Below are 21480 nucleotides of genomic sequence, written 5' to 3'. Positions count from 1 at the left end.
GGGGGGGGGGGTTGCCAGGGTTTTGGGAAGGCGAACCCTGGCAGCTTGTCGTGACGGATAGTCCCTCGCCAACGGCCGGGCACACATACTTTGTGCTGAATTTTTCTGCGAGCACGCCGGTCGCTCAATCCAAACAAAGCGCAGTCACCTCCGGCTACGAACCAACGAAACAGTCCTGAAACAATCCTGAAACCCGATTGTCCTGAACGCCGCGCCGGCCCGGCCCGACCAACGAAGCGAAAAGGAGATCATCATGATCCAGGTCGGTTCGAAGGAAGAAGTCGCATTGCTGCTTATGCTGTTCGGCACCCACACCCAGCCCGTCAAGCCGCCGAAGCCGAAATCGCGGCAGGCGTGAGGCGCCGATCCCATGCCCGGTTTGGCCGAATGCCAGAGCCTCCTGCGGCTCCTGGTCGCAAGGGGCGACCCGAAGGCCATCCCGGTCGCCAAGGGCGCCATCGATCAATATCTGAACACGGCGCCGGCCTGCCTGCGCGGGCGCGGCCTGCGCGTGCTTCAGCGCGACATGCTGGAGCAGCACGGCGCCGCGGTCGGCGTGCAGCGCTCGTTTGCCGAGACGGTGGATGCGTATATCGCGGGCAAGCTTGCGGAAGAGTAAGGTGCCTGTCGCTCTCGTTCGCTTGAACAGCGTCGTGTCCCGAGTGGCATCCCTCTTGCTGCACAGCGTCTTAATCCCGGCCCGGCCATTCGGGCTGATCCAGATTGAGGCGATCCCATGCAGTCCATGTCCCGTTTCGAAGCGACCGCGTCCTTGCAGCTCCACGCCCTGATTTCCGACCTGAATTGGCGGATCCAGATGCTCGAGGCCGACATTGCCGAGGAGGAGCGCGCCACCGGAAATGCCGACCCCGGCAGTTCCACCTATTCGATGCTGGCCCTGACGCTGCGGGCACGTCGGGACAATCTGAAAACCTCGATAGCCTTGCTGGAAGCACAGCTCTCGCGCGCGCCGGAATTGTCGCGGGCGGCGTAGCGCGCCGGAACTCTGCTGCCTGGCCGCTTGCAGACCGAAGCCGACACCATGGTCTGTCGGACCGTTCCGTCTTGTCGCGTCACCTCACGAGCATGTCAGGCAACCCGCGCGACACGCCTGCGTTGGCTCACCAGACATATCGGAGGTGACAATGAAGGCTTCAGGACTGATCTGCACGACCGTCGGCACCCTCGCGGCCATCGGCATGGCGACAACGGTGCCCGCCCAGGCGCGCCATTGGGGCCCGGGATTTGTGGGCGGGCTCGCCGCGGGCGCCCTCATCGCCGGCGCCGCGTCGTCTGCCTACGCCTATGCGCCGGGTCCGGGCTATGCCTACGACAGCTACGCCTACGACGGCTACGGTCCGGGCCCGCGCTGGGACAGGCGCAACCGCGCCTACGAGACCTACGGCGTGTACGATGAATCCCAGCACGGCGGACAGCCGTCCTACGTCCGTCCGGATTGAGCAAGCGTCGCCCGGCGACGTTTCTGTTTATCGGAAAAATGGTTGACGCGTCGGGCAAAACACTGGCAGAATAGCATCATCGAAAGAGTTCGGTTCAGCCCGCGCGGAGCAATCCGCCGCGGGCTTTGATATGTTGCTTTCCGTCTTGCTGGAGAAACCCAACCAGTTGTGACGCTTTGGTATGTTCCTATTATGTTCACGCCACGCGGCGCTGGGTTTGTCGGGCGCGGTGGCCAAGTGAAACAGTTTTGTTGCACTCAGCTTTGAGTAGCGATCAGCGACTGCTAAACGTGACCGTCATATTTGGATCACGATTCGGGCATGTTGCGTAATTTTGGTGCGTCTCCTCCGCTTGTTAGTTTCCCCCATCTCCGAGAACCTTGGACCGGTGGCGAGACCGTTTATGTCTGCGGCCGCCTGGGACAACTCAACGGGACTGGCCTAGAAGGTGCGCAGGCAAAGGCCCGTAAGCTCCTTTATCTCAAGGCAAAAACCGCCGCCGACTACGACGCCGCCGACCGTATTGTTGAAGACATGCTCTCGGACCGAGTTCTAGACCGTCTTGTCGACGACGTTTCGCCATACATAGTTAAGGGGGTCCCGCTCGTATGCGTCGTACCCCATCCCCCCTTCGATGATATCCATGCAGATGGAGCAGATTTAATCCGGAGAGGGGTAAAAAACGTTCTTCCCTTCCAATATATGGCAAGGCTGAGCGTCCTCCTCGACGCCGAGATGGACGCGCAAATCGTGCAGAAATCGCGTGTTGGACGCACGAAATTAAAGGATTTTCCACGATTTCTGTGTCAACCTTGTTTTGATGGTGCAGTGCGTCAAAATGCGGCCTACATCTTGGTTGATGATGTGGTGACAACAGGCGGAACGCTGGCCGCGCTGCGCAGTCATATCATCAGGGGCGGGGGCTCCGTGGTGGCGGTTACCACGTTGGCACACGGAAGCGGGCAGTGGCGCGATCTTGCGCTTTCTGATGGTACGTGGAATGAGTTACAACAAGCTTTCGGTAGTGGTTTAGACGATTTTTGGAGAAAGGAGATTGGCCATGACGCAAAACGGCTCACTGATGCTGAAGGCAGCATTCTCCTTAGATGGCACTCCAAAAGCGTTGCAGGAAACGGGCGCGCCCCACTTCAATGCCTTAGAGATCGACTCGCTGAGGCAGCAGCAAAAGGCGAGTAGCAAAAAGGCACTCGAAGCAGCTGTCAAACGAGGCGCAAAAGTCGACCCTCGCATAGCAGCCCTCAAGGCGAAGAAAGCTCAAGCGAAATAATCCGAGGCCGCCGACAGTTGGCGGCCTCTTTCTCGTCGCCCAGAAGTTGGGGCCTTTGCGGGTTCAGTTCCGAGCTGTTTTTGCCTGCGCTTGGCGAACTGATCTTCTATCTTGCTTACTATTATTAATGACGAAGCGAAGGTCGAAATTCAGGCTGCCGACGCCTTGTCTTCTTTGTTTGCTCCACGATCAACGATAGTAAGTTGTTCATTCGGCAGTGGCGTCTGTAGCGCCTTCGCCTCATCCCATGGTGCTCGCAGCCATGCATTCCATTCCTCGGTCGACGTGAGGATCACCGGCATTGCCTTCTGATGGATCGGTTCGACGACCGCATTCGGCGTCGTAGTGAGAAATCCGTAGACCATATGCGGGCCGGGTACAGGCTTCGACTTCGTGCCACGATCACCGTTGAAGTTGGTCCAGATTCCGGCAAACGCAAACAGCGGTCGCGACTCCGCGAGCGCAAACCAAACGACGTCCTTCTTCTTCGTCTCTGGGTTGGGCTCTGGCGCATATTCGGCAAAGCTGTTCGCGGGCACGAGGCAGCGGTGCTCCGGCTTGAGCCAAGCACGCCAGTGCGGCGAGGACATGTTGCGAATGTTCGTCACCGGCGGGCCGCCCGTGCGCGGCGGAGGCGGCATGCCCCAGCGCATCATCGCCATCTCGCGCTCGCCGTTGTCGCCATTGCGGATGACGGGCGCGGGGTAATCCGGAAAGACGCCCGGCATTGGCGGAAGGTTGCCTTCGTAGCGGCGCACCACACGGAAGAGGTCGGCGATGGCCGCCTGGTTGGTGGTGATCGAATAAAGATTGCACATCTTCAAATCAGTCCTTAACGCTCGCCGGGCCACCAATATGATGCGGGATGCTCGGCTGAAATCTTCGTGGGCCTCAGCGCCACCAGCGCGCTCCGCTTGTATGGATATCTTCGCACTTCCGAGCAGTTCTTGCACCGCATATAGCGTTCGAGCTCGTGAACAGGCGTCGTCTTTGGACGTCGAACAATATCGAGCGCCACGGTCTGATTGGTGTCGCACCCGAGACATCGAACCTCCAGATAGAGGAAGCCGGCGTTGATCGCGTCGCCGATCGTGGGTGAGGGCTGAGCCGGACCCTTGTAGCCGAGCATCCGGTAATTCCAGGCCACGCAGGCAAGTTTGTCGGCTTCCTTGCGCGCGCTTGCGGCTTGTTCAGCCGACACCTTGATCTGTGTTCCGTAGAGATAATGGCGCGATTTGGTCGACATGGGGACATCAAAGCCAAACCGTTGGACTTGGCAAATTGTCGATACCTAGGGGGCCACCATCGCGCTGTGCTACTGCGTGTCGTGGGTGTGGAAAACGTACGCGCTCTAGCGTTCTTCGCAGTCCTTCAGTTTCCGCACCACCGCCGAGCTATCAACCACGTTTCCGTCGCGGCTCAGAGGAAGGTAGGCCGCCTTCCGTCCTTCAGGGTCCGTCACCTCGATCACTTGGGGCATGGTGTCGGGATACTCCCCGGCGTGCTCGCGGGTCTCGAACGTGTAGCCCTCATAGCGTAAATCGCCGCCGTCCAAGTGCGGGTCCTGCGGTCGCTTCTCTTCGGACATCAGTGGAAGATCGGGTTCGACCGTGTTTCTTGGAGGCTCCGATCGAGGACGCTCGCCGCGATCAATCGCTTCCCGCAACTCGCGCACAGCGCGCCCCTGCGCTTCCATCTCCTCAACCGCGCGAACGACGGCTTCATGATCCAGGATACCGAGCAAGTCGTTGATGGTCTGCTCGCAGTCGCGCTGGCCCGGCTCAACGTAGCTCGCCAGAATCGCCTGCGCCTCCTGCACGGCGTTCAGAACCTGCTCATCGCTAGACATTTGATGACTCCTCTTTCTTCTCGCAGAAGAACTCATCTAAAGGTCCTCCCTCAAACCCTTGTAGAACGGATGCCGGACTTTCCCCTCAGCCGATTTCGCGCGGTACTCGATTTCCGCAAGCAGCTTCGGCTCCACCCAAATGCCCTTGTGCGCGATGCGCTTCGCGTAGGGCTGCGATTTGCGAATGAGGGGCTTTAGCCGGCTCTGGAGTTCTGTCGCTGACGCCTTGTCGAACCCATGATCGACCTTGCCGGCATAAATCAAACCGGCGCCCTTGCGACGCCCGAGATAGATGCCGTCCCATTTGCCTTCATCCAGTGCGAAGCCGGCAATGGTCAACGTCTCGCGTTGGGCGCAGGTCTTCTTGACCCAGTTGTTGCCGCGGCCGCTTGCGTAGATGCTGTCCCGCACCTTTGAGACGACGCCCTCGAGCCCGACCTTGCAGGCGTGCGCCAACATCTCGCCGCCCTCGATCTCGAAGCTTTCGCTGAATTGAACGTCACTGCCGGCAATGATCTTCTTCAGCTCAGCCTTCCGTTGAACGAGCGGCAGGCGGCGAATATCATGTCCATTGAGGTAGAGCAGATCGAAAGCGACAAGAACGATCTTTCTGGATGAGCCTTTCAGCTCGTTTTGCAGCACAGAGAAATCGGTTGTGCCATCGACAGCCGGAACGACCACTTCGCCGTCGATGATCGCCGAAGCCGCCTTGATGTGCCAGGCGTCATCGGCGACCTTCCTGAACCGCTTTGTCCAATCGTAACCGCGGCGGGTGAAGACCTTCACAGCTTCGTTGGCAAGATGAACCTGGACGCGGTAGCCGTCGAACTTGATCTCGTGAATCCAGCGCTCGCCAGCCGGCACCCTCTCGATCGGCGAAGCCAAAGCCGGTTCGATAAAGCCCGGGAAAGGCACCTTGACGCCGATTGCTGCTGACTTGCTTTCACGCTGAAACGCCACTGAACTCTCCACGCAACGAACACCTTGATTCGAATCTTTGCGCGGGGATTCGTTCCGCTCTCCCATCTGGTCGCGCGGTGCTGGAAGGAACCATTTGAATCCCATTGCGTTTTTTGAACGCATGGAGGTGCATATGGCTAAAGCAAAGAAGCAGACCGCTCGCGGTCGCAAACAAGACCGCGCCCGCGTTGCGGGTGGTCAGAAGTACGAAGTCGGCTACGAGGCAAAGAAGACGGGCCGCTCGGCTTCGGCCGTGAAGAAGGCGGTCAAGAAGGTCGGCAACAGCCGGAAAAAGATCGAGCGCAAGCTAGGCCGCTAAATTTTCCTTCCCCCATGGTTCGTGGCAAGCCGGTCGCGTGAGCGACCGGCTTTCTTACGCCTATTGATGCGCCATCAAGAATCTCCTCAAATCAGGAACTGCGGCAGTCACTGGAGAATTGGTGCGGTGCTGGCTCGCCGCCGAGCTGGCGGAGAGGCCCCGGCCATACCCCAGCCCCCCTGCGATGCCGGGGCCGTCTCTCCGCCCACTAGTTTGGGAGTAAGCGTATGCGTTCATCGCCATCGATCGTCCCGGCGGACCGCCTCGATCGGGACATCTATCTCGTGCTTGAAGACTTTGGCGCGCGCGCCGGCTGCGCCTGGCGCGAGACCGATGAGCAGGACACCGACCGCGACACCATCGTTCGCGATCTTCTCTCCGGCCAATACACATATCCGGTCCGGATCGTTGCCTTCAACGCGATCCAGGGGCACGCGCGCGATGCGACCAGCGAAATCGCAGATGCGTTGGCAGAGGCAGCCGCCGGCAACGCGGAGATCACTCCGGCCTTACAGGCGTTTATCGAAGCCAACGCCGCGCGGCCTTTTCACCTTCAACTGGCGCTCCCCCTGCGCGGAGCGGCCTGAGTGGGGCGGGGAGCTTCAATGGCGAGCGCAAGCCAACTGATCGCTTGCGGCTGAAGGGGGAAGGACTTCAAGCTTCCTGGTGTCTTTTGCCTCCATCCAGTAAAATTTCCCTGCTTGATTGAGAAGCAGCGATCCGGAATCAAAGCTACGTACGATCCCGACAAGGCGTGCCGTCGCGTTTTCGCCCAAACAAGCGAGAGGGATCCGCACGCGTTGGTTGAGGATGTCATCGCCATCCGAGCTACCAAGAAAATGTGCAAACAAAATTGTGCAAAGTAACATTGCAATATAGCGACCAATTCTTCCAAGAGCAGCGAATTTCACTTCGAAGATTGGAGAGGAGACGAACATCAACAAAAGACAGCCAAATGAATAAGCCGCTATTCCGCTGGGATCGTCGCCGGTCTCCGGATGGGTCTCTCGGAACGCAGGCACGAACATCATGGTAATGAACAGAACAAACAGAATTATAAACGGAATCAACGCAAATGCATTAATCCGTTCATCTCGCACCTTCAGCGCCCATTCCGGATAGTCAGACATGTCACCCCAAGGCGGAGTGAGAAGACGGCCGGCGAAAATCGCGAGAACGATCGGCCACAGCACTCGCCATTCCGACGCCCGATCCGTTACGCTTGTCGTCGAGAGTATGTCAAAGCCAATAGCGGCGCCGTACCCCCATTCGTATGCATAGGCGGCTACCGCCGCGATTGACAGTACCTGCGCGGAAAAGGCCCCCCACTCTTTTGCGGGCGCAAACAAGTTGTCAAAAGCACCGGTGCTGTTTGCAGCAGGATTGTTCGCAGGTTCTGTCACGTGAGCCCCTAGCAAAGCGGGCCGATAGCGTTTCCAAAGAACACAACCAAACTCTATGCGTGATTTCGGAGTTGGTCGAGTCAAAGGTCGCTTTTGGTTTAGCGACTGATCGCGGCATGGTGCCAGGCCGCAGCTTCCGCCTCGTAGCGGCCTTCAGCCGAAATTCTGTTTATCCTCATAAAGAGCTTGACCCGTCGGGCAAAACACTGGCATAGTGGCACCATCGAAAACGGTTCGAAGGCTGGCCCGCGCGGAGCAATCCGCCGCGGGATTTTTATTTCTGAGACGCATTGGCTTTTAAAAGGGATTTTGAAATGACCAAGCTGAAAAGAGGGACCGCGTTGACTTTGCCACCCGTGCAGTATGTCGCCGGCGAGGGTTTCAGGGCACCGACACTCGACGATGTTGAAGCGCTGGCAAGAGACAAGACCGAAGCGGCGCTGAACGTGCTTGCCACAATCATGATCAGAGAGACCGCAAATGCATTTGCGCGCGTCGCCGCCGCCAATGCCCTTCTTGACCGCGGTTGGGGTAAGCCGGTGCAGCCCTTGGCCACCGACCGATCCCCGCTAGAATTGATTCATCGCATCGAACGCGTGATCGTCCACCCCGAGCATTCAGAAGCAATCGCCGACCTTGACGATGAAACGAAGTCATCGAAATCTTCGCAAATCGCTTCGCCCCGGAAGAAATTGCAATGACCACAAAAGCACCCATGGCCTCCGCAACCACGCCCTCAGCCAAAGAGAATTGGTTTCCCTGGAGGGCCCGATGTTGGATTTCGTCAAAAACGAAATAACAGTTGACCCGTCGGGCAAAACACTGGCATAGTGGCATCATCGAAAAGTTCGTGACACCCGCGCGGGACGCATCCGCCGCGGGTTTCTTCGTATCCAATTCCAGAATCGGACGGTGGCCCACGCATCACGGCCACGCACTCGCTTGAAACGCGTTGAGGGAGCGCCGATCGGCGTGCCGCCGTCCGAACCATTGCTGGCCGTGCACGCGCGAACGTGCCGGCCTTGCGGCGCCGGGCGCTGTTCGCCCGCGCCGCTGCGGTCTCCGGGCTTGTCGGAGATAGGGTTCGCGCCCGAAACGATCGCGCTTCGTCACGCGATCTGCCGCGCATTTTCTTTTTCGTGGAGAGACGATGACCGCCTATCTGATATCGCTCGCGCTCGCGGGCCTGGTTGCAATCGTTGTGTGGGAGATGTTTTCTTGAGCGAGGAGATGGAAATTACGCTTGTGAGCGAGCCGGTCCGCCCGCTCGCGCGCAGGAAGACGTCCAGCGCGCGCACCTTGACCGAAATCCGCTCGCTCGCGCGCAGCCACACCAGAACTGCGCTCCGGGTGCTGGTCGGCATCATGCGCAGCGACGACGCGACGCCGGCCGCCCGCGTCTCGGCCGCTAATGCGATCCTCGATCGGGGCTGGGGCAAGGCCGCGCAGCCGATCGAGAACGGTGAGGACGGCGTGCTGGAGCTAATTCACCGGGTCGAGCGGATCATCGTGTATCCGGGAAGCCCGAGCGGTGGTGCTGCCGGGCGCGACGCTTGAACCGGCGGACCGTGAAAAATCACCGGAGCTCAGATCATGGGAGTGGACAAGAAATACGTGGAGGGTGCGTGCCCTTTATTCCTTCGGACGCCTCGTTTCCGCTCTCGCCACAAAGCGACTCGAAAGCCGATTCGGATCGTGGCCTACGTCTTCCGGGGGCGTCCTTGCTGGTTTCAATCAAGCTCCGCAGGGACAACCGCACACTCCTGACACCGAAGACTGGTCCGCGATATGGCGCAGGCGCATTGGCCTGCCCTAGGGTGAGCGAGCGCATCCATTGTCCATCCTGAAAATTCCGACGGCCAAGATCTTCGAGCCGCTGTTGAAACCTGCACGCTATAAGGGTGTTTACGGTGGACGCGGCTCGGGAAAATCGCATTTCTTCGGCGAGCTGCTGGTCGAGACCTGCCAGGCCGAGCGCGGTACGCTCGCCGTCTGCATTCGCGAGGCGCAGCGCACGCTGGCGCAATCCTCGAAGCGGCTGATCGAAGGCAAGATCGCGAGCCTTGGTCTTGGCCACGGCTTCAAGCTGTTCAGCGACAAGATCGAGACGCCCGGAGACGGACTGATCATCTTCCGCGGGCTTCAGGATCACACGGCCGACTCGATCAAATCATTGGAAGGATTTCGCATCGCCTGGATCGACGAGGCGCAGTCGCTGAGCCCACGCAGCCTCGCGCTGCTACGGCCGACGATCCGCGCCAAGGACTCCGAACTCTGGGCGAGCTGGAATCCACGCCGCAAGAGCGATGCGATCGACGACTTTTTGCGCGGGCGCAGGCCCGACGGCGCTGTCGTCGCGAAGGCGAACTGGCGCGACAATCCCTGGTTTCCGGACGTGCTCGAAGAGGAACGGTTGCTCGACCAGAAACTCTATCCGGAGCGCTACGATCACATCTGGGAGGGGGAATATGCGCGCGCTTTCGAGGGCGCCTATTTCGCCTCGCTGCTGTCGGAGGCGCGTGCACAGAGGCGGATCGGAAAGGTCGCGGCAGATCCGCTGCTACCGCTGCGCGCGTTCATCGACATCGGCGGCGCAGGCGCCGCTGCGGATGCCTTCACGATCTGGGTCGTGCAGTGGGTCGGGAGCGAAATTCGCGTTCTCGATTACTATGAGAGCGTCGGCCAGGTGCTGGCGTTTCACGTCAACTGGCTGCGTGCGCGCGGCTATGACAGCGCCATCCTCCATCTGCCGCATGACGGCATTGCCGCGAACAACATCACCGGCAAGCGCTATGAGGATCATCTGCGCGAGGCCGGCTTCACGGTCGAGCCGCCGGTGAAGAACCAGGGCCCGGGTGCGGCCATGATGCGGATCGAGGCGCTGCGGCGGCTCGGGCCGCAGCTCTGGTTCAACGAGGACACGACAGAGCCCGGCCGCGAAGCGCTCGGCTTTTATCACGAGCGCAAGGACGAGACGCGTGACATCGGGCTTGGCCCCGAACACGACTGGTCGAGCCATGCCGCGGATGCGCTGGGGCTGATGGCGATCTGCTACGAACAGCCGGGCAGGGCGACGGCGTTCAACCGGCCGATCCGCTATGCCGAGCAGGGGTGGGTGTGAGCCGAAAGGCGCGGTGCGCGATAAAACCTGTGGTTGACGATGTTCTCGTTGTGTTCTATAAAGTGCAATCGCTACCGCTGCGCGAGCTTTGCAATGTCAGCGTTCAAAATACTGGTCGACCTGATTGGATATTCGATCGCGCGAGCTGCCTTGCCAGTCCTTTCATTCGGCTGGATCTATGTCGAACCATTCAGTGCAACTCCGCAGCCATTGCAGTGGCCGTGGTATCGTCGCGATGCGAATGGACGTGTCGAACTGCGGCAGGTGGTTGCAGGCTGGATCGGATTTGGGATCTGCATTCTCGGGTTGCTGGTCACGGCGCTGGCTATCCATACCGCCTTCAGGTGAGCCAAAAGCCGGCCTATCTCGCACTTGACGGCAAGACGCGCGGATTCTTTCTGACGCTGAAACGTATTGATAATTGGCGGTTCGATCGGGCCCACGGGAACGATCGATAGGCCGTGGTTGCCTGATTGGAGGTGCTGGCTGCAACGCCGGCGCACCTTTCGATGAATACAATGTCCTTCAATAATTCCAGTGCGTCGGAGCTATGTGCCCGTTCGCTGCTGCGAACAAGTGCTGATCGGAAAGGTTGTTCATGCCGAAAATGCCAATCTCCGAAGTGAAGGCGATGCTCGCCGCCGAGAAGGCCAACGCACTTGCCGCCATGTCGGCGGCGCGGCTCGCCGAGGAGCGGGCCGACGCGATGGATTACTATCTCGGCGACATGCGCAAGGACATGCCGGCACAGGACGGCCGCTCGCGAGCGGTGTCGACCGACGTCGCCGATACCATCGAGGGCCTGATGCCGTCACTGATGGACATCTTTGCCGGCTCCGACGAGGTCGTACGCTTCGAGCCGGTCGGTCCGGAAGATGTCGCGGCCGCGCAGCAGGAGACGGACTATGTCAATCACGTCTTCATGCAGCAGAACGGCGGGTTCATGGTCCTCTATTCCTTCATCAAGGACGCGCTGCTGTCGAAGGCCGGCATCGTCAAGGTCTGGTGGGAGGAGCGGGAGGAGGAGAGCCGGGAAACCTATTACGATCTCACCGACGACCAGTTCGCGTTGCTCGCCCAGGACGTGGCGGAGTCGAATGGCGCGATGAAGTTCGTGGCGCACACGGTGCATGACACGGCCGATCAGCGAAACACGTCGCAGACTGTGCCCTGAGCACAAGCGCAGCATCCTCTCATTGGCGGACTTGCCGGCCACAATTTCCTTGTGCTGATTGATGCCAACGGCAAAGTCGTCGAAGAATTGCACGGTCTTGCAACGGACGCCGAGGGACATCCCAAGCCGATTGGGCGCTTACCCGCGGATGAATTAAGGGGGTATGCCGACCGGCATTTTTATCAGCCCGATTATGCTCAGACCGAGTTGGCTTCCGGCGATCCAGATCTTTGTTCCGAATGTATCGCTTGATGCCGTGGCTGAGACCGTCACCAAGGAGAAGCTGTGCGAGGCCGCGTCGCGGCAATAGATTCCTTGGAGGTTTTGTATGGCAAGGTCGGTATCCGCAATTTAGAACGAGCTTACGCGCGTCTACACGAACGACGATGGTTCGACGACCGTTCTAACGGGCGGGCACAGGAACTGGCGCAACAACAATCCCGGCAATCTGAAGTACGCCACAAAGAGGAACGTGATGGCGATCGGCATGGCGCGACGGGTGCCACCTATGGTAGTGGGATTCTCCAGGCGGAGTGAATCGAGGGAGTAATCATGCGACGGCAGTTTCGTTGGATCGTGATGGCGGCGGCCCTGGTGACGATGTGGGTCGCGTGCTCGCCTGCGATGGCGATCGGTTATCTGTCCGGGGTCCTGCAAAAGCCGGCCTATGTTCAGGCCCTGACGGGTCTGCTCGACAAAGCGCCGAGCTGGACCCGGGAAATCCTCAAGAAGAACGGCGCCTATGTGAGCAGCCTACGATCCACCAAGGACATCGACGGGACCACGTACGAGCTGTTCCACATGTGCGTGCGCGTGGCAAAATGTATCGACACTTCAATCGTCCTGATGTTTGCGCCAAACGGCACGCAGGCATGGGCCGGGTTGAGCGAAAACGGGGTTGTGTCGTACGTCGGAGCTCCGAGCGAGGCGCAGCAAGCAGTGCTGAAGCGGGAGCTCTACGTTCCCGGGCCTGTGCCGAAGGTGACGACCCCATATTTGTTCGAGGTGATCAAGAAGCCGGCCTACGCGCAAGCGTCGAAGAATCTGATCGAGCATGCCGGCAAGCTGCCGAGCTGGGCCCGGGATGTTCTCGCCAAGAATGACGTTGCTTACAACAGTAGCCCCGCCGAGCTGGTGGATATCCACGGGATCACATACGAGGTATTCACCGTCTGCGCTAAGGAATACAGTTGTGCCAACACCCACCTGGCCGTCATGTTTGCGCCGAACGGCACCCAGGCGTGGGGTGTGCTCGTCCATGAGGGGGAGATGTCCTACCTCGGTGCGCCGAGCGAGGCGCAGGCCGCGGTGATGAGAGGGGAACTCGATCCTGATGAGCGCAAGTGGGGACTTCCTGGTGGTAAGTAATGCGGCGAAGCCGACGAGCGGCAATCATTGGGTAACGGCAACTCTCATTGATCGTCCCATCGCGGCCTGCCGTGTGTTGACATGATTGCCGCGCTGCAGGCGAAGCATGCCTGTGCGCTTGCGCCGATGGCGCGCTGAGCACGCGTTGATTTTGGGGTTGAGCGGCGGTCCTCGTGGGCCGCCGTTCTCTTTTGCGGAGGCCAAATGGATATTCTTGACAAGATCATTTCTGCCGAGAGCAGCGGCAATCTGAAAAAGGCGAACAAGCCGAACAAGACGTCGAGTGCGCTCGGGCTCGGGCAGTTCATCAACGGGACCTGGCTCGACATGATCAAGCGCAACCGGCCCGAGCTGGCAGCGGGCAAATCCGACCCGGAGATTCTCGAGCTTCGGAAAAACCCCGACCTTTCGAAAGAGATGACGGCCAAGTACGCAGCAGAGAACGAAGCGAGGCTTCGTCGGGCGGGCGTTCCCGTCACACCGACCTCGACCTATCTCATGCACTTCGCCGGCCCGGGCGGCGGCGTCAAATTGATGAAAGCAGATCCGAATACGCCGGTGGAATCGATCCTCAACGACAACGCCATTCAGGCCAACCCCTTTCTCCGCGGCAAGACAGCCAGCTGGGTCATCGCCTGGGCGAACAAGAAGATGGCGAACGCCCCGCCTCAGCCCGCGCAATGGGGCGCTGGTGCCCAACCCACTCCCTCCCTAGCGCAGATGCAGGCCGTAGAGCCGGCGTTCGGTGCGACCAGCTGGCCGCCACGTCCCGCTTCGCCCAACGTGTTGCCTCCGGATGCGGCCCGTTCCTTTGCTGGAGCACCAGGCGCCGCGCCGATCCCCTTTGTCGATGGAGCGACACGGGCCCAACAGGCGCTCGACAATTCGCTTCCCGCTCCGGGAGCTGCGCCCTGGGATCTTTCTGATCGTTTCGGCAATTGGCGCGGCCTCGGTGGCGTATTCGGACCGGCGAGCTCAGGCAGCGGCAGCACGCTGCCGCTTTCACCTGCGCGATTTCCGCTCGAGGCATTGCTTGCGCCTGATTCCGGTCGCGGATTGAACGAATGGGCTTCGTCCCCGCGCAGGAGGAGCGCGCCTTCGGCTGCGCAAGGTGCCGCCATCGGTCTGGCGGATCCGACGGCATCAGTCGCAGGGACCGATCCGTCCAACCGCGATCGGGCATCCGCCGGCGGACTGCTTGGCCTGATCCAGGACTACATGCGTTACAACGCTTACTAGCCTAACTTGCGCGATATCAAGGCCGCGGCGAACCAGGAGGCCATCGATGCGATTGCCATTTTCCGTCCACGCGTACGACTTCAACGGGCCAGTCGACAAGCTCGGGATCGTCGCCGACGCGCCAAATTACCTTTACCGATAGACGATCGTCACTTTCCCGGCGAACGTATTCCCAAAGCTCATAGCCTCAGATCTGTAGTGAAAGGCAGGCTCGGTCGAATCGCCGTTCGCCGGCACGATGTCGATACCGTTGCTTCCATCGGAAGGGCCTTCGGTCCAGAAGACTGAGTACCGGACCCCTCGAGATATCAAGTCTCATCCAGATCTTGCGTCTGCCGGCGGACTACTCGGTTTGATTCAGGATTAGATGCGCAGCAACGGCAATTAGGCCGCCGCCGTTTTTCCGCCGTCTGCCATCACGCGGCAAAAATTTCAGAGATCAATCACACATGCCTATTCCCTTGCTAGCCCCGGCGCCGCCCGCGCCGATGGGCTCTCTCGTCACGCACGACGTCACCATCGTCACCACGCGCAAGCTTGCGCAGGCGCGGGTGATGGGCGTGCCTCCGGAGGAATTCGGCATCGAGCGCGGTGCGCGCAGCATCCGCGACTGCAACTATTGCTTCCATGAGGTCGTCACCAAGACCGAGGCACAGCTGATCGCGGAAGGCTTCGATGCCGGCCAGGTCAGGGCGTTGCGGCCGCATACCGGTACGACCGAGATCGAGACGCTGGCGCGCGACACGGTGGAAGAGCATCTGTCCGCGACCGCCGGTGGCGGCAGTGCCAATTCCGCGGCGCGGCTGGTGCGCATCACCGAGCACTATGTTCGCATGGATTTCGAGGGCTCGGGCCGTCCCTGCCTCTATCAGGTCATCACCGGCGGCGACCAGGCCGAGATCCTGCGCAAGGACGGCAAGGACTGCATCACGCCGTTCGATGAAATGCCGTTTGCGGCGACGACGCCGGTGCCGGTGACCCATCGTTTCTTCGGCCGCTCGATCGCCGATCTGGTGATGCCGCTGCAGCGCGAGAAGACTGCGCTCAAGCGCGGTGCGCTCGACAATCTCTACCTGCACAACAATCCGCGCGTCGAAGTCGCCGAGCAGAATGCCGGGCCCAACACCCTGGACGATCTCCTGGTGTCGCGGCCAGGCGGCGTGGTGCGTACCAAGACCGCGGGCGGGCTGAACTGGCAGGTGGTGCCTGATATCACCACGTCGATCTACCCGATGCTGCAATATCTCGACGCCGAGCTCGAGATCCGCACCGGTCTCGGCAAGCAGACGCAGGGCATCGACGCCAATGCGTTGCAGAACCAGTCAGCAACCGCGGTCGCGCAGGTGTTCTCGGCTTCGCAGATGCGCATCAAGCTGATCGCGCGCATCATGGCCGAAGGCGTGCGCGACATCTTCGCGCTGCTGCACGGCACGATCCGCAAGCACGGTCAGCGCGAGGAGACGGTGCGCCTGCGCAACGCCTGGGTCGACGTCAATCCGCGCAACTGGAAGACGCGCGACGACATGACCATCAATGTCGGCCTCGGTGCCGGCGGCAAGGCACAGCAATTCGCGCAGACGATGGCGATCGCCAACGTGCAGAAGGAACTGCTTGCCGGTGGCAAGATCAATCTCGTCGGCGACCGTCAACTCTACAACACGGCGGCCGAGTTGACGCGGATCATGGGGCACAGAAACCCCGACCAGTTCTTCAACGATCCCATGGCCGTCAATCCGCAGACTGGACAGCTGCTCAATCCGCCGCCACCGCCACCGCAGCCGCCGCCCGATCCGAAGCTATTGGCCGTTCAGGCGCGGGCGCAGGTCGACACCGCGCTCGCAGCGCATCAGGCGCAGCTTCTGCAACAAAAGGCGCAGAACGACGCGATCCATCTCCAGGTCAAGACGCAAGGGGAGATCGAGCTCGCCAGGATCAAAGCCGCCCTCGATACCAAGATGACGGTGCTGGAGACGCATCTGAAGGCAGCGATCGAAGCAGGGAAGGCGCAGCGTTCGTATCCGCCTGGCGCGCGGCAAGCAAGAGACGGCCACCACTACGTGCCGGACTCAAATCGTCCAGGAAAATATCTGCTGGTCGTTCACCATGACTGATTATTCTCTGGTGCCGGTCGAGCATCAGCCGGACTTCGAGAATGCCTCTCTCGTTCCGGTCGACCACGATCCGTTCAGCGCCGACGGCGTAACGCAGCCGGCGCAAAGCCCGCAAGAGCAGGCGCAACAGGCGCAGACTCAGCCGATGCAGTCTCAGCAAGCGCAGACTAAACAGCCTGCGATGGGAGCAAGCCGATCCAGTGCACCAATACTTGGCGTGGCAACAACAGAATCCACGGGAGCTGCTGTCACGGCAGGGGCCAGTGACTTCTTGAGGTCCATCCCTCGCGGGGTCGTTTCTGGCTTCAATCGCGCGGCGAGCGCGTTGGGACGCGCCACGCAGGCCGAGATGGGGCAAGACATCGACGCGCCGACTCCAGAACAGGGAATGCAGATTCTTGAGAAGGAAGTCACCGGACCAATGTACAGGCCGGAAGGCCGCGCGGGCCAATTCGGTGCATCAGTCGGGGAATTTCTCGGCAATCCCGCTTCCTATATGGCGCCTGGAAGCGTGCCTCTCAAAGTCGGAGCGGCTGTGCTGGGAGGCCTGGGAAGCGAAGCTGGAGGCCAGCTTGGCGAAGGGACTCCTTGGGAAGGGCCTCTCCGATTCGCCGGCGGTGCACTCGGCGTGCTCGGTCCGCTCGGTGCAGCCAGGCTGGCAACAGGAGTACGCGCCGCAGAGACGTTGGTGCCCGCTGCTACGGAAGGCATCGGGCGCGCCGCCGGCCAAGAAGTGCGCGCGCTCACGAGCCGGGTTCGGCTCTCTCCGGCGGAATGGGCAGCAAAAAAAGGATTTCCTGGTGTCGGAACGACCGCGAACGGCGGACCCACGTTTGCAGGAACCGAGCACCTCTATCCTGCCGCACAGGGCCAGCGAAGCGTTGTGAATATACCACTTACCGGCAGTTATAGAAAAGACTTCGCTCTTGCGAACAAGGAGGGGAAATTCACTGAAACACCGGGTGGATACATGTGGCACCACGCCGACGACTTCAATCCGCAGACTGGAAGGGCCACTCTTGAGCTGATAGATGAAGACGCGCACAATGCTACGCGACCTCATGCGGGCTCGGTTGCGCAGTACTCAACGCACCACGGAGTGCGGTACAAGCGTTGATAAGGAAACGGGCAATGGTTGTTTTTGAGCGAACTGCTCCACCACTTTCTGAGCTGGACATCAAGCGTGTGGAGAACCAACTGGGTATTCGCTTGCCGCATGATCTCAGGGAACATTACCTTCTGCACAACGGCGGAACGCCTCGTCCTCAATTTTTTCCCAAGGACGGAGACGCGTATGATGTTAAGTGTTTCCATTCCATGAATACTGGCGCGAGGGGATCAAGCTTCGAGCGGACCTATGTCATGATGGTGGATCAGACACCAGAATTTCCTCGAGGATATATACCCTTCGCGCACGATTCTGCAGGCGACATGTTTCTTTATAGTGTGAGGCCAGAATCTTACGGGAATATCATGTTCGAGTCACATGAAGATTACGAGGACCCTGATCGATACGTTGTGTTTCTCGCCCCAACACTGAAAAAATTTATCGATTCTCTGACCGAGCTACCTGAAGGGTTGGAGTACTAGTAGAGCCTGGCGGTTCACTGACTTTCCGGCAAGATCGTGATTGTATGGCTGGATGCATCTAAGTTGAAGGCACGCGGACCGGGCGCTTACTAAAGCAACCCTCTGCCGCCCCAGCCGCCGCCCGATCCGAAGCTACTCGCCGTCCAGGCGCGGGCGCAGGTCGATGCCGCACTCACAGCGCATCAGGCGCAACTCCAGCAACAAAAGGCGCAGAACGACGCAATCCATCTCCAGGTCAAGACGCAAGGGGAGATCGAGATCGCCAAGATCAAAGCCGCCCTCGATGCCAAGATGACGGTGCTGGAGACGCATCTGAAGACGGCGTTCGAAGCAGGGAAAGTGCAGCGTTCATATCCGCCGGGCGCGCGCAAGGCGAGAGACGGCCACCACTATCTGCCGGACTCCAACCGTCCCGGCAAATATCTGCTGGTCGTTCATCATGGATGATGTCTCTCTGGTGCCGGCCGAGCATCAGCCGGACTTCGAGAATGTCTCTCTCGTTCCAGTCGACCATGATCCGTTCGGCGATGGCGGCACGATCCCGCAGGCGACGGCACAACTGGCGCGGCAGGCGCCGACGCAGGCCTGCCTTTGGCGGCTACGCCGACCCGACGCCGGCTGAGTCTCTGGCCAATCAGGCTAAGATGGAGGAACTAATGAGACGGACGAAATAGCAGTCCAAGATAGGCAACATCCAACCTATCGGCGGTTCAACCGCGCAGCCTTGCTGGCGAATATCTTGAGAAACGTCGAATGACAGATACGACCGTAAAGTATGTCGTAATCAACCATAACCCTGGGTCGTTGACGACGCGCATCCGAAGACGCTCAATCAGCAGCAGAAGCCCCAGCACGCGCAGCCGAGGCGGCGCTCAATCTCGCCGCATCCGCCGCGCGCCACGATATGAAGACGCGACAGCCGAACAACGAGGAGGAAACCAATGTCTGACGAGAGCACACTGGAGCGTGCCGCGGCGAGGGCGGTGCGTGCCGAAGCGTTGCTCGATGACGAGCTCTTGAACGAGACGTTCGACACGCTCGAGAAGAGCTACATCGCGGCCTGGCGCGCGACCACGGTCGAGGATGCCGCGGGCCGCGAAAAGCTGTTTCTGGCCATCAACATCGTCGGTAAGGTTCGTGATCACATCACGGGCGTGATCGCCAACGGAAAGCTGGCGCGGGCGGAACTGAAGGACCTTGCGGAAACGGCGGAGCGGCGGAAGCGGTTTGGGATCATTTAGGTGTTGCAACCAAAGCGGGAGTGGTGGACAATGTTCCATGTTTGTTCCGTGACTGGTGAGGAGTTGTTGATGCCTACAGTCTCGCCCAAGGATTGAGTGATTGCATGCGGTTCTGTCCGATTGATCTGCGTTCTTCGTTCTTTTTGGCTGCGCTGGGGTTGCTTGTTGCAACCGCTGCGGGCCGCGCCGAAGGGGCTTCGCCTGCTCCGGCAGCCAAGCCTCCAGTCGTTCCGACGTTCGAGAAACTGCCGCACACGCCGCTGCCGAAAGGCGAGTTCATCGCCTGGTGCGGGGATCGGGAGCGCTATCTGCTCGCGACGGATGGTCAGTATATCGACGCATACGATGGGGGCACGAAGATCTCCGCCCCATCTCCTACGGGGTCTAGATGGGTCCAATGCGGAGCGGACGGCCAGTACATCGTTTTTCCCGAGGATGATGCCGGCCGTGTGAGGAAGTTCGAGCTCGAGACCGGCAAGAGCGCGATCCTGGCGACGTTCGACAGCCGATCACGTGGCATCGGTATTGGATTCTCCCCGGATATGAAGATCGTGGCTTCGGACCAGAAGCTGCAGTTGACGGCCGAAGCTGGACACTTGCGCACGATCAGCGTCCCAGCGACGCCTGGGCAGCCCGTCACCAAGATCGTTTGGTCTCCCGACAGCTCGAAGTTCTTCGTGGCTTACTCCGATACAATCGATGTCCTGGACGCGCAGGGCAACAGGATCGGAGGAGGCAAGATTCGAAAGAATTCGGGTGTTACCGCAGGGTGGTTCGACGCCGAGCAGAAGTCACTGTTTCTGTTTCTCGTGTCGGACGAAATTCAGGGCATCGGCCCTCTCGTGAAATGCCGCATCGCGGATTGGCGATGCACGCGACTGAGGGAGCGCGTTGTGCAGGCCGCGGGTGGTGGCAAGGGATTGATTGGCATCGTCGGTCCGATCGATCGACCAAAGCTGCCCGATGACGATTCATCGGTGCTCTACGCACGACAGGCGGTGGAGCTTCGCGACAATTCGTTTCGTTTGCTGTTCCGCCAGGAGTTTGCCCTGGCAGGCGGTCAAACCAGCCCTCGGCTGTATGTGTCCCCATCGGCAGCTATGGCATTGCTGTCATGGAGGTTGACGGACCCCGTGAAATGTCCGGATTCGGGCAGTGACACATGTCAAGCCGGATGGATACTGAATCTTGAAAAGGCTATTAAATGAGTGATCCTTACGATCCCGGGTCGCCGTTTCGCCGCACCTCGGCTTATGGCGGGCGAAAAGATCCGATCACCGGCGAACTCGGAAAATTTCACTCAGGCCAGGATTTCGCAGCCCGCGCCGGCACTCCGATTCCGGCAGCGGCCCCTGGTGAAGTTGTTTACTCCGGCTTCAACGAGAACTTTGGCAACACCGTCATCGTGAGGAATGAGGCAGGGTATAGCCTCTATGCTCACATGCAAGAAGGCAGTCCGATGCCGAAGCCCGGTCAGCGCGTTTGGCCGGGAGATATCATTGGCAATGTCGGGAGCACGGGTGCCCGCAGCACCGGGCCTCATTTGCATTATTCGGTCATCAAAAATGACAAAGAGACGCGGGCCTTGGGACGAGAGTATCGGAATGGAGGAAATCTCGGCGTAGCCGTAAACGGCGATACGAACCGTGGGCCGGTCACCACGATCGATCCTGCAAGATTTGACTCCAGTGTCCCCTATCTGGTTCAGGCGGCCGCCACCGGTGCCAGCGGTTCGGCCGTGCCTTCGGCTCCGCTGCGCGGATTGGGTCTTCCGAATCCCGATGGCGTTGTTGCCGATCGCTATGGTGCCTGGAGATCCCCGTCGGGTAGCTCGACGACCGATCCAACGATCATGGCACCGCCGCCCGGAGGATTGCCCGGAATGATCGCCGACTATCTCCGTCAGAGCGTAAACGGCGCCGATAACTCGCGGACACAGAGCGGCGTCGCCACCACGCCAGCCGTGCCGTTTGTCCCGGCAAACGACCCGCTGTCGCAGGGCCAACCCGCAAACTTTGACGACCGATTTGGCGACTGGTCCGCGGTTCGTCGCTTGTCACGCCAGGATGCCACGCGATAGCGGACCAGTTCCAGGAATTCTGATCCAGCTCGCCCGGCTCCAGCAATGTCAGGCGGGGAGATGTTCCGGCGACCGCCGTGGCTGACCTACGCGTTCGCGGCGGTGACCTTGGCAAGGGTGGCAGGTAGCGTCTTGTCGCCTTCGAGTTTTCACCCGAGGCGAGCGCGCCTGCTCCCGTGCATTTTCTGAGTTCGTACCGCGTGCGGCCTTAACGGGGCACGTCGGTTACCATGTTCGACGCTGCTGCGTCGCCGCCGCCCCAGTGTTCATAGCGCAG

General features: G+C 60.2%; 26 protein-coding genes. 20 read left to right on the top strand and 6 right to left on the bottom strand.

Annotated elements, in window-relative coordinates; all coding sequences use genetic code 11:
- Window positions 1-370 precede the first annotated feature (370 nt).
- The 4 genes from IVB29_RS23470 (at window position 371) to IVB29_RS23455 (ending at window position 2657) form a co-directional block, all read left to right on the top strand.
- The gene (locus tag IVB29_RS23470) at window positions 371-619 is read left to right on the top strand and encodes a hypothetical protein (protein ID WP_247505772.1); all 249 of its coding nucleotides are present in this window, start codon (window positions 371-373) and stop codon (window positions 617-619) included.
- A 117-nt stretch (window positions 620-736) separates the two neighbouring features.
- A complete protein-coding gene (locus IVB29_RS23465; protein ID WP_247505771.1) occupies window positions 737-994 on the top strand; it encodes a hypothetical protein in 258 nt (85 codons plus the stop codon).
- A 151-nt stretch (window positions 995-1145) separates the two neighbouring features.
- Window positions 1146-1460, top strand: a complete 315-nt coding sequence (locus tag IVB29_RS23460; RefSeq protein WP_247505770.1) for a hypothetical protein — start codon at window positions 1146-1148, stop codon at window positions 1458-1460.
- A gap of 321 nt (window positions 1461-1781) precedes the next feature.
- Window positions 1782-2657, top strand: coding sequence for a phosphoribosyltransferase (locus IVB29_RS23455; RefSeq protein ID WP_247505769.1), 876 nt, complete (start codon window positions 1782-1784; stop codon window positions 2655-2657).
- Window positions 2658-2897: 240 nt separating this feature from the next.
- On the opposite strand, the gene IVB29_RS23450 is transcribed toward IVB29_RS23455, so the two are convergent.
- The 4 genes from IVB29_RS23450 to ligD all read right to left on the bottom strand — a co-directional run bounded on the left by IVB29_RS23450 (window position 2898) and on the right by ligD (window position 5557).
- On the bottom strand, window positions 2898-3566 hold the full coding sequence (locus tag IVB29_RS23450; protein WP_247505768.1) for an SOS response-associated peptidase: 669 nt from the start codon (window positions 3564-3566) through the stop codon (window positions 2898-2900).
- Between the two features lie 14 nt (window positions 3567-3580).
- A complete protein-coding gene (locus IVB29_RS23445) occupies window positions 3581-3994 on the bottom strand; it encodes a hypothetical protein (protein WP_247505767.1) in 414 nt (137 codons plus the stop codon).
- A 105-nt stretch (window positions 3995-4099) separates the two neighbouring features.
- Window positions 4100-4597: a hypothetical protein gene (locus tag IVB29_RS23440; protein WP_247505766.1), complete on the bottom strand. Its 498-nt coding sequence runs from the start codon at window positions 4595-4597 to the stop codon at window positions 4100-4102.
- A 36-nt stretch (window positions 4598-4633) separates the two neighbouring features.
- Window positions 4634-5557 carry a non-homologous end-joining DNA ligase gene (gene ligD / locus IVB29_RS23435; RefSeq protein ID WP_247505765.1) on the bottom strand — a complete coding sequence of 308 codons (924 nt, stop codon included), beginning with the start codon at window positions 5555-5557 and terminating at the stop codon, window positions 4634-4636.
- 133 nt (window positions 5558-5690) lie between these two features.
- On the opposite strand from ligD, the gene IVB29_RS23430 reads away from it, so the two are divergent.
- Window positions 5691-5876, top strand: a complete 186-nt coding sequence (locus tag IVB29_RS23430) for a DUF3606 domain-containing protein (protein ID WP_247505936.1) — start codon at window positions 5691-5693, stop codon at window positions 5874-5876.
- A gap of 227 nt (window positions 5877-6103) precedes the next feature.
- A complete protein-coding gene (locus IVB29_RS23425) occupies window positions 6104-6463 on the top strand; it encodes a hypothetical protein (protein ID WP_247505764.1) in 360 nt (119 codons plus the stop codon).
- 15 nt (window positions 6464-6478) lie between these two features.
- On the opposite strand, the gene IVB29_RS23420 is transcribed toward IVB29_RS23425, so the two are convergent.
- A complete protein-coding gene (locus IVB29_RS23420; protein ID WP_247505763.1) occupies window positions 6479-7279 on the bottom strand; it encodes a hypothetical protein in 801 nt (266 codons plus the stop codon).
- A 314-nt stretch (window positions 7280-7593) separates the two neighbouring features.
- Between IVB29_RS23420 and IVB29_RS23415 the strand changes: the two genes are divergently transcribed.
- From IVB29_RS23415 to IVB29_RS23370, 10 genes are all read left to right on the top strand, one after another.
- Window positions 7594-7980, top strand: a complete 387-nt coding sequence (locus IVB29_RS23415; protein ID WP_247505762.1) for a hypothetical protein — start codon at window positions 7594-7596, stop codon at window positions 7978-7980.
- Window positions 7981-8497: 517 nt separating this feature from the next.
- The gene (locus IVB29_RS23410) at window positions 8498-8836 is read left to right on the top strand and encodes a hypothetical protein (protein ID WP_247505761.1); all 339 of its coding nucleotides are present in this window, start codon (window positions 8498-8500) and stop codon (window positions 8834-8836) included.
- 277 nt (window positions 8837-9113) lie between these two features.
- Entirely contained in the window at window positions 9114-10400 is a 1287-nt protein-coding gene (locus tag IVB29_RS23405; RefSeq protein WP_247505760.1) for a phage terminase large subunit, read from the top strand.
- Window positions 10401-10493: 93 nt separating this feature from the next.
- Window positions 10494-10748: a hypothetical protein gene (locus IVB29_RS23400; protein ID WP_247505759.1), complete on the top strand. Its 255-nt coding sequence runs from the start codon at window positions 10494-10496 to the stop codon at window positions 10746-10748.
- A 250-nt stretch (window positions 10749-10998) separates the two neighbouring features.
- Entirely contained in the window at window positions 10999-11574 is a 576-nt protein-coding gene (locus tag IVB29_RS23395; RefSeq protein WP_247505758.1) for a hypothetical protein, read from the top strand.
- A gap of 552 nt (window positions 11575-12126) precedes the next feature.
- A complete protein-coding gene (locus tag IVB29_RS23390; RefSeq protein ID WP_247505757.1) occupies window positions 12127-12942 on the top strand; it encodes an Ivy family c-type lysozyme inhibitor in 816 nt (271 codons plus the stop codon).
- 204 nt (window positions 12943-13146) lie between these two features.
- Window positions 13147-14181 (top strand): hypothetical protein, encoded by a 1035-nt coding sequence (locus IVB29_RS23385; protein ID WP_247505756.1) that lies wholly within the window; start codon window positions 13147-13149, stop codon window positions 14179-14181.
- A 449-nt stretch (window positions 14182-14630) separates the two neighbouring features.
- Window positions 14631-16292 (top strand): hypothetical protein, encoded by a 1662-nt coding sequence (locus tag IVB29_RS23380; protein ID WP_247505755.1) that lies wholly within the window; start codon window positions 14631-14633, stop codon window positions 16290-16292.
- Window positions 16285-17409, top strand: a complete 1125-nt coding sequence (locus IVB29_RS23375) for an HNH endonuclease (protein ID WP_247505754.1) — start codon at window positions 16285-16287, stop codon at window positions 17407-17409. The genes IVB29_RS23380 and IVB29_RS23375 overlap by 8 nt, the downstream gene beginning before the upstream one ends.
- A gap of 14 nt (window positions 17410-17423) precedes the next feature.
- The gene (locus IVB29_RS23370; RefSeq protein WP_247505753.1) at window positions 17424-17882 is read left to right on the top strand and encodes an SMI1/KNR4 family protein; all 459 of its coding nucleotides are present in this window, start codon (window positions 17424-17426) and stop codon (window positions 17880-17882) included.
- Between the two features lie 132 nt (window positions 17883-18014).
- On the opposite strand, the gene IVB29_RS23365 is transcribed toward IVB29_RS23370, so the two are convergent.
- Window positions 18015-18194 (bottom strand): hypothetical protein, encoded by a 180-nt coding sequence (locus tag IVB29_RS23365; RefSeq protein WP_247505752.1) that lies wholly within the window; start codon window positions 18192-18194, stop codon window positions 18015-18017.
- A 127-nt stretch (window positions 18195-18321) separates the two neighbouring features.
- Between IVB29_RS23365 and IVB29_RS23360 the strand changes: the two genes are divergently transcribed.
- From IVB29_RS23360 to IVB29_RS23345, 4 genes are all read left to right on the top strand, one after another.
- Window positions 18322-18504 carry a hypothetical protein gene (locus IVB29_RS23360; protein ID WP_247505751.1) on the top strand — a complete coding sequence of 61 codons (183 nt, stop codon included), beginning with the start codon at window positions 18322-18324 and terminating at the stop codon, window positions 18502-18504.
- A gap of 319 nt (window positions 18505-18823) precedes the next feature.
- Window positions 18824-19123 carry a hypothetical protein gene (locus tag IVB29_RS23355; protein ID WP_247505750.1) on the top strand — a complete coding sequence of 100 codons (300 nt, stop codon included), beginning with the start codon at window positions 18824-18826 and terminating at the stop codon, window positions 19121-19123.
- Between the two features lie 104 nt (window positions 19124-19227).
- Window positions 19228-20331 carry a WD40 repeat domain-containing protein gene (locus IVB29_RS23350; protein ID WP_247505749.1) on the top strand — a complete coding sequence of 368 codons (1104 nt, stop codon included), beginning with the start codon at window positions 19228-19230 and terminating at the stop codon, window positions 20329-20331.
- The gene (locus tag IVB29_RS23345; protein ID WP_247505748.1) at window positions 20328-21203 is read left to right on the top strand and encodes a M23 family metallopeptidase; all 876 of its coding nucleotides are present in this window, start codon (window positions 20328-20330) and stop codon (window positions 21201-21203) included. Before IVB29_RS23350 ends, IVB29_RS23345 begins: the two co-directional genes overlap by 4 nt.
- Window positions 21204-21480: the final 277 nt, after the last annotated feature.

The sequence above is a fragment of the Bradyrhizobium sp. 1 genome (genome assembly GCF_023073315.1).
Taxonomy (GTDB): Bacteria; Pseudomonadota; Alphaproteobacteria; order Rhizobiales; family Xanthobacteraceae; genus Bradyrhizobium.
Note: the sequence above shows the minus strand (reverse complement) of the source record. Positions and strands in the feature narration are given on the sequence as shown.

Coding starts and splice junctions, on each gene's coding strand:
- IVB29_RS23440 (WP_247505766.1), bottom strand. CDS start 4,597: ATGTCTAGCGATGAGCAGGTTCTGAACGCCGTGCAGGAGGCGCAGGCG.
- IVB29_RS23465 (WP_247505771.1), top strand. CDS start 737: ATGCAGTCCATGTCCCGTTTCGAAGCGACCGCGTCCTTGCAGCTCCAC.
- IVB29_RS23380 (WP_247505755.1), top strand. CDS start 14,631: ATGCCTATTCCCTTGCTAGCCCCGGCGCCGCCCGCGCCGATGGGCTCT.
- IVB29_RS23470 (WP_247505772.1), top strand. CDS start 371: ATGCCCGGTTTGGCCGAATGCCAGAGCCTCCTGCGGCTCCTGGTCGCA.
- IVB29_RS23360 (WP_247505751.1), top strand. CDS start 18,322: ATGGATGATGTCTCTCTGGTGCCGGCCGAGCATCAGCCGGACTTCGAG.
- IVB29_RS23345 (WP_247505748.1), top strand. CDS start 20,328: ATGAGTGATCCTTACGATCCCGGGTCGCCGTTTCGCCGCACCTCGGCT.
- IVB29_RS23445 (WP_247505767.1), bottom strand. CDS start 3,994: ATGTCGACCAAATCGCGCCATTATCTCTACGGAACACAGATCAAGGTG.
- IVB29_RS23370 (WP_247505753.1), top strand. CDS start 17,424: ATGGTTGTTTTTGAGCGAACTGCTCCACCACTTTCTGAGCTGGACATC.
- IVB29_RS23375 (WP_247505754.1), top strand. CDS start 16,285: ATGACTGATTATTCTCTGGTGCCGGTCGAGCATCAGCCGGACTTCGAG.
- IVB29_RS23425 (WP_247505764.1), top strand. CDS start 6,104: ATGCGTTCATCGCCATCGATCGTCCCGGCGGACCGCCTCGATCGGGAC.
- IVB29_RS23350 (WP_247505749.1), top strand. CDS start 19,228: ATGCGGTTCTGTCCGATTGATCTGCGTTCTTCGTTCTTTTTGGCTGCG.
- IVB29_RS23355 (WP_247505750.1), top strand. CDS start 18,824: ATGTCTGACGAGAGCACACTGGAGCGTGCCGCGGCGAGGGCGGTGCGT.
- IVB29_RS23385 (WP_247505756.1), top strand. CDS start 13,147: ATGGATATTCTTGACAAGATCATTTCTGCCGAGAGCAGCGGCAATCTG.
- IVB29_RS23460 (WP_247505770.1), top strand. CDS start 1,146: ATGAAGGCTTCAGGACTGATCTGCACGACCGTCGGCACCCTCGCGGCC.
- IVB29_RS23430 (WP_247505936.1), top strand. CDS start 5,691: ATGGCTAAAGCAAAGAAGCAGACCGCTCGCGGTCGCAAACAAGACCGC.
- IVB29_RS23365 (WP_247505752.1), bottom strand. CDS start 18,194: ATGCGTCTCCAGCACCGTCATCTTGGCATCGAGGGCGGCTTTGATCTT.
- IVB29_RS23450 (WP_247505768.1), bottom strand. CDS start 3,566: ATGTGCAATCTTTATTCGATCACCACCAACCAGGCGGCCATCGCCGAC.
- IVB29_RS23415 (WP_247505762.1), top strand. CDS start 7,594: ATGACCAAGCTGAAAAGAGGGACCGCGTTGACTTTGCCACCCGTGCAG.
- IVB29_RS23390 (WP_247505757.1), top strand. CDS start 12,127: ATGCGACGGCAGTTTCGTTGGATCGTGATGGCGGCGGCCCTGGTGACG.
- IVB29_RS23455 (WP_247505769.1), top strand. CDS start 1,782: ATGTTGCGTAATTTTGGTGCGTCTCCTCCGCTTGTTAGTTTCCCCCAT.
- IVB29_RS23400 (WP_247505759.1), top strand. CDS start 10,494: ATGTCAGCGTTCAAAATACTGGTCGACCTGATTGGATATTCGATCGCG.
- IVB29_RS23395 (WP_247505758.1), top strand. CDS start 10,999: ATGCCGAAAATGCCAATCTCCGAAGTGAAGGCGATGCTCGCCGCCGAG.